We start from the raw sequence: 14,313 nt of genomic DNA, 5'->3' as shown, positions 1-14,313 counted from the left end.
CGGTCGTGTCCGGCCGCCCGGCTCAACGGTCTTCCCCCGCTCGCAGTACGCGTACCAGGTCCACTCGGGCCAGCAGCCGGGCCAGCGCCAGTACGACCGCGCTGATGGCCAGAGCGGTCGCCACCGCGGTCAGCGCCACAGTGCCCCAGGGTATGACCTGCGGCAGCGGGGGATAGGGGGCCTGTCCGCTGTCGTCCACGGTGACCAGCGGCAGCACCGCCGCTGCCAGGACCATGCCCATCAGTGCCCCCGGGACCACCGCGAACAGCGCCAGACTCAGTTGCTCCGCGCCCAGCAGCGCGGAAAGGCTCTTGGCACGGACGCCGATCGCCCGCAGCAGGGCGAACTCCTTGCGGCGCTGCCGGGTGGAGACCACCGCGTGCACGGTGAAGGCGATGACCGCGAAACCGGGGGCCAGATACCGGACCAGTTCCAGCACCCGGCGCAGCCCGCTGCGGAACGGGTCGGCCTGCAGGGACGCGGCGGTGCGCGCCGTGGTGGTGACGCGGCCCAGCGCGGGCTGCGCCTCGGCGGCAGCGGCCGTGCGCGCGCTGTCGGTGCTGCTGAGCCACCAGAACGCGGGATCCCTCTGGTCGGCACCGGCCAGCGTCAGCGCGGTGGCGAGTTGGCGCTGGTCGGCGATCAGCTGCCCCGGTCCGCGGCCCAGTCCGGGCGGCGAGTCGACTCGGTCCACGATCTTGGCGGTGACCCGGCCGCCGCCCAGATCCAGCGTGGTGGTGCTGCCCACGCTCAGGTGCGCGTCGTGCAGCGTCGAGGCGTCGGCGCGCACCGGAAGCGGCGCCGGGTTGCCGGCCGGGCCCGCCACGAGTCGCACCTGGCTGCCGGGCTGGGTGTCGTAGTCGCTGTCGGCCAGGCCGCCGAAGGCGTCGCTGATGGCCCGGGAGGGCCGACTGCCGGTGCTGATGGTGGTCCGGAGCACCTCGGAGCCGCCGGGAACGATCGAGCACACCCCGGGGGTGCCGGGATCGTAGCGGCCGGCCGGCTTTCCTCTGCAGGCCCCCGCGGTGGAGTCGGCGGCGTGGTCCGAGCCGTCGGCCCAGACCTGCCCACCGGGCAGCCGGGCGACCCAGGTGTCCGCGGTGCCGCGCGCGCCCAACCGGATCAGTTCCAGGTCCAGCCGTGCGGGACGCATGTTCGGCTGCGGCAGGACCTTGACGGCGGTCACCGTCAGTGGATACGTCCGCGGGTGGCCGCCGCTCAGCGCCACGTCGAGCGGGACGACGACGGTGTGCCGGGTTCCGTCGGCGGCTGGGAGGTGGGCCGCCACGGCGCTGACGACGCCGGACGCGTCCTGCACGGTCAGTTCCAGGCTCGGCGCCGCGCGGCTGCCGTCGCTGCGTACCCGCTCGTCCAGCAGCAGCGCGGTCGGACGCCCGGGGAGCGGTATCCCGAAGACGGCCGGTGCCGCGGTGCGGGGAGCGGGCCCGCCGATCATTCCGACGAGGTTCTCGGTGGCGCCGCCGGGCAGGTTCACCGTCGACTGCGTCACCGGCGTCACCGCGGTCACCGCCGGCAGCGCGCGATAGGCGGCACCCAGTACGGAGGAGGGGTAGCCGCCGTCTGCGGACGGGGAGATCCGCACGTCCGCGCCGACGGTGAACGCGGCCTGCTCGGACGCCAGACCGCCCAGGCAGGCCAGCGCGGTGGTGGCGAAGGCGCTCACCGACACGGCCAGGCACATCAGCACCACCGGTCCGGCGTTGCGCGCGGCCCGCCGGCTCAACTGCCAGCCGGCCAGCGCGGGGACCAGGCCCCGGCTGCGACGGCCGAACCAGTCCAGCAGCAGTGAGGTCAGCGGCAGCAGCCGCAGCAGCAGGAGAGCGGCGGCGCCTGCCACCAGGGCCGGCACCAGGACCAGCACCGGGTCCGCGGACGCGCTGCCGGTACCCACGCCGGAGATCAGCGAGTGATGCCGCCGCAGCTCCAGATACCCCAGGGCGGCGACGGCCAGCAGCGCCAGGTCGGCGCCCAGCCGCTGCGCGGCGGCGGCCCGTGCGCCGCGGCCCGGCCGGGACCGGGCCGACGGCAGCACGGGCAGCAGCACCGCCGCGGCGTGCACCAGCAGGGTCAGCCCCACCGCCGCCCACGCGTCGGAGCCCCGGCTGCCGGGGTGCAGCAGCCCGGCCAGGAAGGGTGCGACGGCGGCGGCCGGGACGCCGGTGAGTGCCCACTCGGCCGCCGCGCCGCGCAGCAACCGCACGGTGCCGGCGCCTCTGGCCTGTTGGAGGGCCAGCTCACCGCGTCGGCGCTCGGTCAACTGGCGAGCGGTCAGCACCAGGGTGGCCAGGGCGAGGACCGCCAGCAGTACGCTCGGCAGGTACAGCGAGGACCGGGCCGCCACCATCGGCACCGTCAGGTCGTCGATCGCGCCCGGCAGGGCGGAGACCACCGTCAGGTCGTCCAACGACGGCTGCCGCCCGCGGAACACCGACACGCGGCTCTGGCTGCCGGAGAAGGCACCCAGCCGGTCGTGCAGCCCGGCGAGGCTGCCCGCGTCGAGGCGGGAGAAGTCGGGCTGCACACTCCAGTGGACCGTGAGATGCCCGTTCAGGGCGGCGCTGCCGTTGAGAGCCGACGCCGAGACCACCAGCAGGTCCTGGTCGGCGGTCTCCCCCTGGGTCAGGTCGCCGGCCATCGCGGGCCAGAACCCGACGGCACCGGTCGCCCGGAAGACGCCGGTGATCCGCAGGGTCGTGGCGCGTGCGAAGGCGTCCTGCACCTGGAGGCTGGAACCGGGTCCGACGCCCAGGCGCTTGGCCAGCGCGTCGGGCACCGCCGCGTCGACCGGGGCGGTGGACCCGGTGGCGACCCGGACATCGGGCAGCGAGGTGAACGCGTCGGCCGGGGCGTGGGCCGTGCCGGCGGGCCACCGCCCGGCGGTCAACTGCCCGAATCTGCCCCCGTCCTGCACCGCGACCGGGTGCAGCCCGCTGCCTCCGGGACCGCGCGGCGGGCCAGCGACCCCGTCGATCCCCGTCACCGACACCGGCGACGTGCCCAGCAGTCCCACGTAGGTCCGCTGCGGCACCCCGGCGAACGTCCGGTCGGCGGCGGCCCGCACAGCTCGGTCGGCGGCGGCCATTCCCCCGGCCCGGAAGGACGCGTTGACGTTCACCTGCGCGTCGAGGTCGGCGGCCAGCCGCCGAACGGCCCCGGCCTGCACCGAACTCCCCGCCAGCGCCGCGAGCGCGGCCAGCGCCGTCGCACACAGCAGCACGGTCACTGCGACAGCGGCCGGCACCAACCCGTGCTGGGTGGCCTGCCGGGCAACGGCGGGAAGCCGCCGCCGGGTCGGGTGCGGAGCACCCGGGCGTCGTCGCGGCGAAGACCTGAAGGCCGTGGCGACCACATGAACCCCCGCGAGATCGAACATGTGACGGTGACGGCGCGTCACAGTCCTACCAGGCGTCCCCCGAACGAGGCAATCGTCGCTGATCTTTTCCCGGTCACCACGAGTCGCACAACCGGTCAGTCGTCCTCAACCGGCTGCCCGCTCTTCAGCGGTGCGGGTACGGGTCCGCCGGTGGTGGTGAAGCGTCTGCGGTAGTGGGTCGGGGTGGTGCCCAGGTGGCGGGCGAAGGCCCGGCGGAGGGTCTCGTCGGTGCCCAGGCCGCTGTGCTGGGCGGCCGCGGTGACGCTGTGGCCCGCCAGGAGCAGTTGCTGCGCGCGGTCCAGGCGGACCCGCTCGACCCAGCGTGCCGGTGTGGTGCCCAGCTCGGCGGTGAACAGCCGCGTCAGATGCCGGGGGCTGACGGCGGCGGACGCGGCCATGGCGGGCAGGCTGTGTTCGGCGGCCGGATCCGCGAGTACGGACGCGATGAGGGTACGGAGCAGGCCGCTGCGGGCCGGTGGCGTGGTGACGGCCGTGGAGAACTGCGACTGGCCGCCCGGGCGTTGCAGGAACACCACCAGTTCGCGCGCGATGTCCCGCGCCACGTCCGCGCCGTGGTCGTCCTCCACCAGGGCGAGGGTGAGGTCGATGCCCGCGCTGATGCCCGCCGAGGTGACGTACCGCCCGTCGCGGACGTGGATGGCGTCCGGCTCGACCCGAACCCGGGGGTACCGGCGCGCGAACGTGGCCGCGTGCCGCCAGTGGGTCGTCGCGCGCCGCCCGTCGAGCAGCCCCAGCTCGCCCAGCACGAACGCACCCGTGCACACCGAGGCGACCCTCCGCGCCCGCTCGGTGAGGTCGCGGGCCGTGGCGAGCAGCTCGGCCTCGATCGGCCGCTCGGCGAGCCGGTCACCGCCGGCCACCAGGACCGTGTCGACCGGGCCGGCGTCGGCCGCCCGGACCGTGCCGGTCAGCGCAAGCCCGGCGGAGGTGGTGACCGTGCCGCCCGCCGGGGAGACCAGCACCAGCTCGTAGGGGTCGGTGAGCCGCCCCGCCTGGTGCAGCACCTCCGACGGCCCGCTCACGTCGAGCATGGTCACCCCGTCGAAGACCACAAAGCCCACTCGATGCGTCATGTCCGAATCCGTGGTTTTCCTGGCAGTAGAGACATGGCACAGCCTACGTCCCCCGGAGAACCCTGGAGGCACATCACCTATCCGGCATGGAGGCTGAGGAATGATGAGTGAAGAGATCGCAGGCGTGCGGATCCCGGACACCGCCCTGGTGCGGGAGGCCACCGAGATGGTCCGTGACGTCGCCACGCCGCTGGTGTTCGACCACTCCCGGCGGGTCTTCCTGTGGGGCTCGCTGCGCGGCCGGGCCCTGGGCCTGACCTTCGACCCCGAGCTGCTGTACATCGGCGCGATGTTCCACGACCTGGGGCTCACCAAGAGCCTGCGCCGCACCGACCAGCGCTTCGAGATCGACGGCGCCGACGAGGCCCGCGCCTTCCTGCAGGCCCGCGGCATCACCGGCGAGCCCGCCGACCGGGTCTGGACGGCCATCGCCCTGCACACCACCCCGGAGATCCCGCTGCACATGGCACCCGAGATCGCCCTGGTCACCCGCGGGGTCGAGCTGGACGTGCTGGGCATCGGCTACCACGAGGTCACCGACGAGCAGCGCGCGGCGGTCGTCGCGGCGCATCCGCGCCCGGACTTCAAGAACCAGATCCTCGGCGCATTCACCGAGGGCATCCAGGACCGGCCCGACACCACCTTCGGCAACGTGAAGGCCGACGTGCTCGCCCACTACGTCCCGGGTTTCCGGCGCGGCGACTTCGTCGAGGTCATCAAGACGTCCGCCTGGCCCGAGTGACCCGTCCGGGAGAGGGGATCAGCCCGGCGGTGGCTTGAGGAGCCCCTCCACGATGTCGTGGAGGGGACCCAGGAGGTCCTCGGGCGTCGCGTCGGCCAGCGGCCGCAGGCCCACGGCGGAGCGTACGACGGCGACCCCGACGCCCAGGGCGACCAGGAGCTCCGCCCGCAGCTCGGCGTCGGGTACCGACGAGGCACCCGACGCTTCGAGCACCTGCCGGCCGAACTCCTCCAGGGCCCGTCGGCGCAGCTCCGCCACCTGCTCGTCGCCGGAGTCGCGCAGCAGCATCAGCACCGGATGCTCGCCGAACTCCGCCCACGCCCCGGCCGCCAGCTGCCGGCTCAGCGCCTCGGCGAGCGCGGCACGGTCGCGCGGGAACTCCCCTGCGCCGCCCAGAAACCGGGGCGTCGACGCCAGCGCCGCCTTGAACAGGCCCTCCTTGGAGCCGAAGTACCGCTTGATGAGCGCCAGGTTGACCCCCGCGTCCGCGGCCACGTCCCGCAGCGTCGTACGGTCGTAGCCCAGCTGCGTGAACCGGGCGCGGGCGGCCAGGAGCAGGGCTCGGCGGGTCGCCGCGGCGTCCCGGCGCCGAGGCCCGCCGGCGGCCTGACCGGTCACGTCGTCCGACGACACAGCGGCTCCTCTCGTCAACGCCGGCACGGCCCCTTCGACGGATCGAGGCTGCGCCACCAAGTAATCATGCGTTGACATGGTCCCGCAGTGCGGACTACGTTGCCAAGTAATCAGTTGATGACTAATCGCTCGATGACCAACGGGGCCGCGCGGAAGGAACAGAGACGGTGCCTCAGCAAGCCCTTCTCGTCATGGATGTCCAGCAGGTCGTCGTCGACCGCTTTCCCGACGGCGAGTACCTGCCCCGCCTGAGCAAGGCGATCGACGCCGCCCGGGGCGGCGGCGTCCCGGTGATCTACGTGGTCGTCGGTTTCCGCCCGGGCTACCCGGAGGTCAGCGCCCGTAACAAGATGTTCCGCGGTCTGGTGGGTGCCGCGGTGCGGCCGGCCGGGGACGACCGGGCCACGCAGGTCCACCCGGACGTGGCTCCCGCGCCCCGCGAGCCGGTCGTCACCAAGCGGCGCGTCAGCGCCTTCGCCGGCAGCGACCTCGACATGGTGCTGCGGGCCGGCGGGATCGATCACCTCGTCCTCACCGGCATCGCCACCAGCGGTGTCGTGCTGTCCACCCTGCGCCAGGCCGCCGACCTCGACTTCGAGCTCACCGTCCTGTCCGACGGCTGCCTCGACTCCGACCCGGAGGTGCACCGGGTGCTCACGGAGAAGGTGTTCCCCATGCAGGCCGAGGTCACGACCGTCGACGCGTGGGCGGCGGCACTCTGACGCGTGCCGTCAGGCGAGGGTCACCTCGACCGGCAGCTTCTTGATGCCGTTCACGAAGTTCGAGCGCACCCGCGGCACCTCGCCGACCAGACGGATGTCGGCGAGCCGGGGGATCAGCTCCTCGAACATGATCCGGATCTCGGTGCGCGCGAGCAGGTTGCCCAGGCACAGGTGCGGGCTGCCCTTGCCGAAGGTGACGTGGTCGTTGTCGGAGCGCGTGACGTCGAAGTCGTACGGGTTCCCGAAGACCTCCTCGTCACGGTTGCCCGAGGCGTACCACATGACGACCTTGTCGCCCTCCCTGATCCGCTTGCCGCCGAGTTCGACGTCACGGGTCGCGGTACGGCGGAAGTGGTAGACGGGGGACGCCCAGCGCAGGAACTCCTCCACCGCCGTCGGGATCAGCGACGGGTCGTCCTTGAGCCGGGCCAGCTGCTCGGGGTGCTGGAGGAGGGCCAGCATGGAGTGGGTGATGGTGTGCCGGGTGGTCTCGTTGCCGGCCACCACCAGGAGCAGGAAGTAGTTGTCGAAGTCCTGCGCGGAGAGCGGGACTCCGTCGCGCGGCGTGGTGTTGACCAGCCTGGAGATCAGGTCGCTCCCCTCGCCACCGCGTCGCTGCCGGGCCAGCTCCCGCCCGTACTCGAAGACTTCGAGCGAGGCGGGGGAGCGGAACGGCAGGTCGCGGTACTTCTCGCTCTCCTCGCTGTGCAGCAGGACGTCCGCGTAGTCGGGGTCGGTGTTGCCGATGATGCGGTTGCCCCAGTCGATGAGCTGCTGGTTGTCCTCCGGCGGTACGTCAAGGAGCCGGGCCAGCACGTTGATGGGGAAGTCGGCGGAGACCTCGCGCACGAAGTCGAACCGCCCCTTCGCCAGCGCCGCGTCCAGCGTCTTGGCCGTCAGCCCGCGCAGGAAGTCGGTGTAGCTGTTGATGACGCCGGCGCCGAACTGGCGCTGGATCACGCTGCGCAGGGCGCGGTGGCGGACGCCGTCCATCTCCAGGACCGAGGCGCGTTTGCGGATCTGGTCCTCGTCCAGCTCCTCCAGGTTCACGAACTTCGTGGAGGTGAAGGTCTCGGCGTCCCGGTCGACCCGCGCGATGTCGGCGTGCCGGGTCACCGCCCAGAAACCGGAGTTGGGCGCCTCCTCCGGCTGCCAGTGCACCGGGTCCTGGTGGCGCAGGGTGTGGAACATCCGCCAGGGCGTGACCCCGTCGGTGAAGTTGTCGAGGTTCGCGAGGTCGACATCGGCGAGGCGCATGGCCTCGACGCCGGTGGTTGTGGTCATCGTCGGTCCTTCACAGGTGGTAGGCGTACTCGGTGAACTCCCAGTCGGTGACATGCCGTTGGAAGCGTTCGACCTCGTTGCGCTTGTAGGAGAGGTAGGAGTCGGTGAAGTCCTTGCCGAGCAGCTCGGTCAGGTCGGTGTCCGCCTCCAGCGCGTCCAGCGCGGCGGACAGGTCCATGGGCAGCATGGCCGCCTTGGTGGTGTCGTAGCCGTAGCCCTCCAGCGGGGCGGGCGGCTCCTCGCCGGCCAGGACGCCGAGGAGCGCGGCGGCCGTGGTCGCGGCGACCGCCAGATACGGGTTGGCGCTGGCGTCCCCGAGCCGCAGTTCGAGCCGGGCGCCGGCGCCGCGCTCGGGCGGCACGCGGACCATCGCGCTGCGGTTGTCCAGGCCCCAGTCGATCAGCCAGGGGGCGAGGGTGTCGGGTCCGAAGCGCTTGTACGAGTTGACGGTCGGGTTCAGCAGCGCGGCCAGGGCGGGCGCGTGCGCGAGGATGCCGGCGATCGCGTACCGGGCGGTGGCCGAGAGGCCGTACGCGCCGGAGGGGTCGTCGAAGACGTTCCGTGCATCCCCGCCCTCGCAGGACAGGTGAAGGTGGAAACCGGAGCCGCCCGCGTCGTTGAAGGGCTTCGCCATGAAGGTGGCGAGCCGCCCCTCGCGGCGGGCCAGCTCCTTGACCGCCGCCTTGAAGCGGAAGGCCCGGTCGGCCGCGGACAGGGCCTCCGAGTGCAGCAGGTTGATCTCGAACTGCCCGCCGTCGAACTCGTGGTTCCCGCTCAGCACCCCGATCCGCAGGTCGCGCACCTGCCGCAGGGTGCGCAGCAGATGGTTGTCGGGGTCGGCGCGCAGGCCGGCGGTGTAGACGACGCCGGGAGTGCCCGCGTAGCGACGCCAGCCGCCTGCCGGATCCGGCTCGCACAGGAAGTACTCCAGCTCGGGCCCGACGACCGGGTTGAGCCCGTGCTCCCGGCACCGCTCCAGGACCGACCGCAGCAGGTCGCGCGGTGACTCGGGGGCGGGCGCCCCGGTGGCCGGATCGGTGACATCGGCCAGGCAGGCCGCCACGCCCGGTTCCCAGGGCAGCGCGACCAGGGTGGCGAGGTCCGGCCGTACGCTGACGTCCGGCAGCCCGGCGTCCAGACCGCCGCTGACCGGGACCACGTCCCCCTGCGGACTGGTGTGGTACACGGCCCGGCAGAAGGCCAGCCCGTGCTCCAGCGCCCGCGGCAGCTCCTCCACGAGCACGTCACGCGCCCGGTCCGTGCCGATGAGGTCGGGATACGTCACCCGGACGACATCGATGCCGTCGGCGGCGAGCCGGTCCAGGTGCCGGCGGACTTCTGAATGGTCTTGATCGCTCACCGTTGTCTCCTCGGGCGGACGGACGTCGGGACACCACCTGAGGGATCCGGGGATCCGAGAGGCGGGTGGCGTGGGAGGTGAGGGCCGGGGCGCGATGACGCGGACAGCTCTCCGGCCTGTTGTTTGAAGCCAAACGGTAGGCAGGGGTGCACCTTGCCGCAAGGGGGCGGTGCAAAGAATTTATCCATACGGATAGGTATTGACCAGGGGGTGGTGGCTGCCTACCTTGTTTGAAGCCAAACGAGTCCGGGGTGCGGTCCGCCGCAACCCGTTGGCAGGGCCCGGTCGGCAGCACCGGCCGGGCCCACTTCCTCCCCCTCTCCCTTCGCTCCCGCTCCCTCAGGAGGACCGGCCATGAAGGTCGTCGTCGACATGAACAAGTGCCAGGACCACGGCCAGTGCGTCTTCGCGGCCCCCGACGTCTTCTCCCTGGACGACGCCGGCCACCTCGTCCACGTTTCCGACCCCGACGACGCACTGCGCGACGAGGTCGAGGAAGCGGCCGACGTCTGCCCGCTCCAGGCCATCCGGATCGAGGCCTGACCATGAACGCGCGCATCGTGGTGGCCGGCGCCTCCATGGCCGGCCTGCGCGCCGCCGAGCAACTGCGCGCGGCGGGCTGGAGCGGCGCGATCACCCTCGTCGGCGACGAACCGCACCCGCCCTACAACCGGCCGCCCCTTTCCAAGGAGGTACTGGCCGGCAAGGCCCCCTTCGAGTCCCTCGCCTTCCGGCCGCGCGCTAGCGTGTCCGACGTCGAATGGCGACTGGGCAGGACGGTGGTCGCCGCCGGACTGGACCAGCGGACGGTACGGCTCGACGACGGCACCGAGCTGTCGTACGACGGACTGGTCGTCGCCACCGGGATGCGCCCCCGGCGCCTGAACTGCCCGGGACCCCAGGCCGGCCGCCACACCGTCCGCACCCTCGACGACGCCCAGGGGCTGCGCGAGGCGCTGACCCGGCCCGGCGCCCGGGTCGTCGTGGTCGGCGCCGGGTTCATCGGCTGCGAGGTCGCCGCGACCGCGGTGGGTCTCGGCGTCGCCGAGGTGACCGTCGTCGACCCGCTGCCGCTGCCGATGGTCGGGCCGCTCGGCGAGCTGCTGGGCCACGCCCTGCTCAGGCGGCACGAGGAACGCGGGGTGCGCTTCGCGCTGGGGGCCGGTGTCGCCGGGTTCACCGGAGACGACCGCGTCACCGGTGTGATCCTGGGCGACGGCTCGGTACTGCCCGCGGACGTGGTGGTCGAGTCGGTGGGCTCGGTCGCCAACACCGAGTGGCTCGACGGCAACGGGCTCGACCTGACCGACGGAGTGCTCACCGACGCCTGCCTGCGGGCCGGCGGCCGGCCGGACGTGGTCGCGGTGGGAGACGTGGCCCGGTTCCCCAACGCCCGCTACGACGGTGTCCCGCGCCGGGTCGAGCACTGGTGCATACCGACCGACACCGCCAAGCACGCGGCGAAGACGCTGGTCGCCGATGCCGCACCGGCGCCGTTCGCGCCGTTGCCCTCCTTCTGGAGCGACCAGCACGACTTCCGGCTCCAGTCCTTCGGGGCGCCGGTGCTCGGCAAGGAGGACGTCCGCGTCCTCGACGGCGACCCGGAAGGGGACGTGCTCGTCGGCTACCACCACGACGACCGGCTCGTCGGTGTCGTCGCGCTCGGCGGCCAGGCCATGGCCGCGTCCGCCGCCCGTTACCGCGCCGAGCTGCTGAAGCAGCCCGCCCTGACCGTTCAGAGGAGCCTCAAGTGACCGGTGTACGTGGCTATTTCCACCCGAAGACGGCGAGCGGAGCGTCGTCGCTGATCCCGGCGCCGCCGTGGCGGTACTCCGGTGACCTGCTCACCGTCGAATACCGCACGGATCCCTCGCGGGTGCGCGAACTGCTACCCGAGCCGCTGGAGCTGGCCGACGAGGATCCCGGCGCGGTGGCACTGATCTGGGCCGACTGGCAGTCCTGCGCGGCGTCCGGGGACGAACTGCTCGATCCCGTGCGCGCGCAGTACAAGGAGGCCTTCGCGGTCGTGCGCTGCAAGTACCGGGGGCAGACGTACTCGCGATGCGTCTACATCTGGGTCGACAAGGACTTCGCCATCGCCCGTGGGCTGCACCAGGGGTACCCCAAGAAGCTCGGGTCGATTCACCAGACACGGCCGCATCCATACGGGCCGGCTCCCCGGATCGAGGCCGGGGCGCGGTTCGGGGCGACGCTGGCGGCGTCCGACCGGCGGCTGGCACAGGTGGTCGTGACCCTGCGCGAGCCGTCCGGGACGAACGGGTTCGTCAACGGGCATCCGATGGCTCATCACCGGTGGCTGCCGGCGATCGAGAAGGGCAAGGGGCTGGCGCTCGATGAGTTGATCGAGTCCGGGGCCGCGGATTTCGAAGGGGGCCAGCCGTGGGTGGGGGAGGCCGAGTTGGAGTTGTTCGAGGCGCCTACTGAGGAGCTGGCTCGGTTGGAGGTCCGGGAGCCGATCGCCGCGTATTACCGGCAGGTGGGGGTGGTTTGGGATGGGGGGCGGCTTCTTGAGTCCGGAACGTCGGGAGTGGTTGCCGAGTGAGGTGCGTGGTCGGGTGCGGGTGCGTTGTGGCTGGTCGCGCCCACGCGGCGGCAGCCGCAAATTCAGCACAGTCCCGCGCCCCTGAGTAGGTCCAGTTTCCCCCGATTATCAGGAGCCCCTCTCATGGCTGACAAAATCAACGTTGCCGGAGTCCCAGTCGACACCCGGCACTGGATCGGCGGCCAACGCGTCGCCTCCGCCGAGACGTTCATCGACAGTTCGCCCATCGACGGGCAGCCGATAGGCGAAGTCGCCCGCGGCGGGCCCGCCGAGGCCCAGGCCGCTGTCGCCGCTGCCCGCGACGCCTTCCCCTCCTGGGCCGCCACCCCCCGCGCCGAACGCGCCCGTCTCCTCCACGCCATCGCCGACGGTGTCGAGAAGCGCATCGAAGAGCTCGCGATCGTCGAGACCACCGACAACGGCGCCCTCCTGCGCTCGCACCGGCGTGGAGTCATGCCCCGCGTCGCGCACAACTTCCGTTTCTTCGCGGACTGGTTGCTCAAGCTGGACCACGAGGACTTCGAGACCCGGGGTCACCGCAACCACGTCAGCTGGGACCCCGCCGGCCCCTGCGTGCTGATCACCCCGTGGAACGCCCCGCTCATGCTGGCCACCTGGAAGGTCGCCCCGGCCCTCGCCGCCGGGAACACCGTGATCCTCAAGCCCGCCGAGTGGTCCCCGCTCACCGCCTCCCTCCTCGCCGACATCGCCGCCGAGGCCGGGCTGCCGGCCGGTGTGCTCAACGTCGTGCAGGGGTACGGAGCCGAGATCGGCGACGCGCTCACCTCCCATCCGGACGTGCGCCGGATCAGCTTCACCGGGTCCGTGCCCACGGCGAAGCGCATCGCCGCCTCGGCCGCCGCCAACCTGACCCCCCTGAGCCTCGAACTCGGCGGCAAGTCGCCCCTGTTGGTGTTCGCCGACGCGGACCTGGAGCTCGCCGTCGATCTGGCGGTGGAGCAGTACGACAACGCCGGGCAGGTCTGCCTGGCGGGTACCAGGCTGCTGGTCGAGGAGTCGGTCGCCGAGGAGTTCACCCGGCGGTTCGTGGCGAAGGCCGGCGCGCTGCGGCAGGGTGACCCGCGCGACGAGGCCACCGACATCGGACCCAACATCCACCCCCGCCAGCTGGAGAAGATCGACGGATTCGTGCGGCGGGCGATCGCCGATGGGGCGCGGGCCGTGATCGGCGGGCACCGCCGGGACGGGCAGTTCTACGCGCCGACGCTCCTCACCGACGTCGCGCAGGACAGCGAGGTCGTGCAGGAGGAGGTCTTCGGGCCCGTTCTCACCCTCCAGACCTTCGCCGACGAGGACGAGGCCGTCCGGCTCGCCAACGACACCCGGTTCGGGCTCGCCGCCACCCTCGCCACCGGCGACCCCGAGCGTGCCGAGCGGGTCACCGCAGGGCTGGTCGCCGGCACCGTCTGGGTCAACTGCTTCTTCGTCCGCGACCTCCAGGCACCCTTCGGCGGCTCCCGCCTCTCCGGTGTCGGGCGCGAGGGCGGCACCTGGAGCTTCGACTTCTACTGCGACCTGAAGAACACCGTCACCGCACCGAAGGGCTTCAAGGACCATGGGTGAGATCGTCGGGGCGGGGCTCCTCGCCCACGTCCCCACCATCGTGCTGCCGGAGGCCGACCGGCTGGAGCTGAACGAGGGCAAGGAGATCACCCTTGTCACCGGCCTCCAACAGCTCCGTAAGGACGTCTTTGAGCGGGACGACTACGACACCGTCGTCGTACTCGACTCCCACTGGGCGACCACCGTCGAGTTCGTCGTCACGGCACAGCGGCGCAGGGCGGGACTGTTCACCTCCGAGGAACTGCCGCGCGGGATGTGCCGGATGCCGTACGACTTTCCCGGCGACCCGGAACTCGCCCACAGCATCGCCTCGTTCGCGGACAAGCACGGCACCTGGATCACCCCGATCGACGACGAGTACCTGCCGATCTACTACGCCACGATCAACCTCTGGAAGTTCCTGGGGGAGGGCCTGCCCGACAAGCGGTGGGTGACCATCGGGGTGTGCCAGACCGGGGACATGGAGGACCACCTGCGGCTCGGGCGGGCGCTCGCGGACGGGATCGCCGCCATGCCGGGGCGGCGGGTGCTGGTCATCGCCTCCGGTGCCCTCTCGCACACCTTCTGGCCGCTGCGCGAGCTGCGCGACCACGAGGCCAGCGATCCGGTGCACATCCGCACCCCCGAGGCACGGGAAGCGGACCACGAGCGCATCGAGTGGTTCAAGGAGGGCCGGCACGACAAGGTCCTCGACACCATGGACGCGTTCTGGAAGTTCAAGCCCGAGGCGAGGTTCTCCCACTACCTGATGCTGGCCGGCGCCCTCGGCGAGCAGGCCTGTGCCGCCCCGGCCCGCCAGTACGGCGAGTACGAGAACTCCATCGGCACCGGCCAGGTGCACCTCTGGTTCGACCGGCCCGCCGACGGCTGGACCGGCACCGGCACGCCCGTGAGCGCCCCGCCCCACCACCCGCACCGCCGCCCCTAGGAAGGCCGC

Annotated in this window: 12 protein-coding genes; 7 read left to right on the top strand and 5 right to left on the bottom strand. The window is 72.2% G+C overall.

Features of this window, described 5'->3' with window-relative positions; genetic code table 11:
- Nucleotides 1–22: 22 nt before the first annotated feature.
- Nucleotides 23–3,244, bottom strand: a complete 3,222-nt coding sequence (locus KVT45_RS36755; RefSeq protein ID WP_308310974.1) for an ABC transporter permease — start codon at nt 3,242–3,244, stop codon at nt 23–25.
- Between the two features lie 245 nt (nt 3,245–3,489).
- Nucleotides 3,490–4,488, bottom strand: a complete 999-nt coding sequence (locus KVT45_RS36750) for a GlxA family transcriptional regulator (RefSeq protein WP_217553512.1) — start codon at nt 4,486–4,488, stop codon at nt 3,490–3,492.
- A 103-nt stretch (nt 4,489–4,591) separates the two neighbouring features.
- Here KVT45_RS36750 and KVT45_RS36745 point away from each other — a divergent pair, with 103 nt between their 5' ends.
- A complete protein-coding gene (locus KVT45_RS36745) occupies nt 4,592–5,230 on the top strand; it encodes an HD domain-containing protein (RefSeq protein ID WP_217553511.1) in 639 nt (212 codons plus the stop codon).
- A gap of 18 nt (nt 5,231–5,248) precedes the next feature.
- On the opposite strand, the gene KVT45_RS36740 is transcribed toward KVT45_RS36745, so the two are convergent.
- Nucleotides 5,249–5,863, bottom strand: a complete 615-nt coding sequence (locus KVT45_RS36740; protein ID WP_217553510.1) for a TetR/AcrR family transcriptional regulator — start codon at nt 5,861–5,863, stop codon at nt 5,249–5,251.
- 167 nt (nt 5,864–6,030) lie between these two features.
- Between KVT45_RS36740 and KVT45_RS36735 the strand changes: the two genes are divergently transcribed.
- Nucleotides 6,031–6,585 (top strand): cysteine hydrolase family protein, encoded by a 555-nt coding sequence (locus KVT45_RS36735; protein WP_217553509.1) that lies wholly within the window; start codon nt 6,031–6,033, stop codon nt 6,583–6,585.
- Nucleotides 6,586–6,594: 9 nt separating this feature from the next.
- Here the strand turns inward: KVT45_RS36735 and KVT45_RS36730 are convergent, their stop codons facing one another.
- Nucleotides 6,595–7,869 carry a cytochrome P450 gene (locus KVT45_RS36730; protein WP_217553508.1) on the bottom strand — a complete coding sequence of 425 codons (1,275 nt, stop codon included), beginning with the start codon at nt 7,867–7,869 and terminating at the stop codon, nt 6,595–6,597.
- 10 nt (nt 7,870–7,879) lie between these two features.
- Nucleotides 7,880–9,229, bottom strand: a complete 1,350-nt coding sequence (locus KVT45_RS36725) for a glutamine synthetase family protein (protein WP_217553507.1) — start codon at nt 9,227–9,229, stop codon at nt 7,880–7,882.
- Nucleotides 9,230–9,583: 354 nt separating this feature from the next.
- On the opposite strand from KVT45_RS36725, the gene KVT45_RS36720 reads away from it, so the two are divergent.
- The 5 genes from KVT45_RS36720 to KVT45_RS36700 all read left to right on the top strand — a co-directional run bounded on the left by KVT45_RS36720 (nt 9,584) and on the right by KVT45_RS36700 (nt 14,304).
- Nucleotides 9,584–9,772, top strand: coding sequence for a ferredoxin (locus KVT45_RS36720; protein WP_217553506.1), 189 nt, complete (start codon nt 9,584–9,586; stop codon nt 9,770–9,772).
- Between the two features lie 2 nt (nt 9,773–9,774).
- On the top strand, nt 9,775–10,983 hold the full coding sequence (locus tag KVT45_RS36715; protein WP_217553505.1) for an NAD(P)/FAD-dependent oxidoreductase: 1,209 nt from the start codon (nt 9,775–9,777) through the stop codon (nt 10,981–10,983).
- Entirely contained in the window at nt 10,980–11,792 is an 813-nt protein-coding gene (locus KVT45_RS36710) for an acetoacetate decarboxylase family protein (RefSeq protein ID WP_217553504.1), read from the top strand. Before KVT45_RS36715 ends, KVT45_RS36710 begins: the two co-directional genes overlap by 4 nt.
- Before the next feature lie 123 nt (nt 11,793–11,915).
- Entirely contained in the window at nt 11,916–13,376 is a 1,461-nt protein-coding gene (locus tag KVT45_RS36705; protein WP_217553503.1) for an aldehyde dehydrogenase, read from the top strand.
- Entirely contained in the window at nt 13,369–14,304 is a 936-nt protein-coding gene (locus KVT45_RS36700; protein WP_217553502.1) for a 3,4-dihydroxyphenylacetate 2,3-dioxygenase, read from the top strand. The genes KVT45_RS36705 and KVT45_RS36700 overlap by 8 nt, the downstream gene beginning before the upstream one ends.
- Nucleotides 14,305–14,313: the final 9 nt, after the last annotated feature.

The sequence above is a fragment of the Streptomyces sp. GbtcB6 genome, assembly GCF_019091475.1.
GTDB lineage: Bacteria > Actinomycetota > Actinomycetes > Streptomycetales > Streptomycetaceae > Streptomyces > Streptomyces hyaluromycini.
The sequence above is the reverse complement of the archived record's forward strand: the minus strand, read 5'-3'. Positions and strand labels throughout refer to the sequence as shown.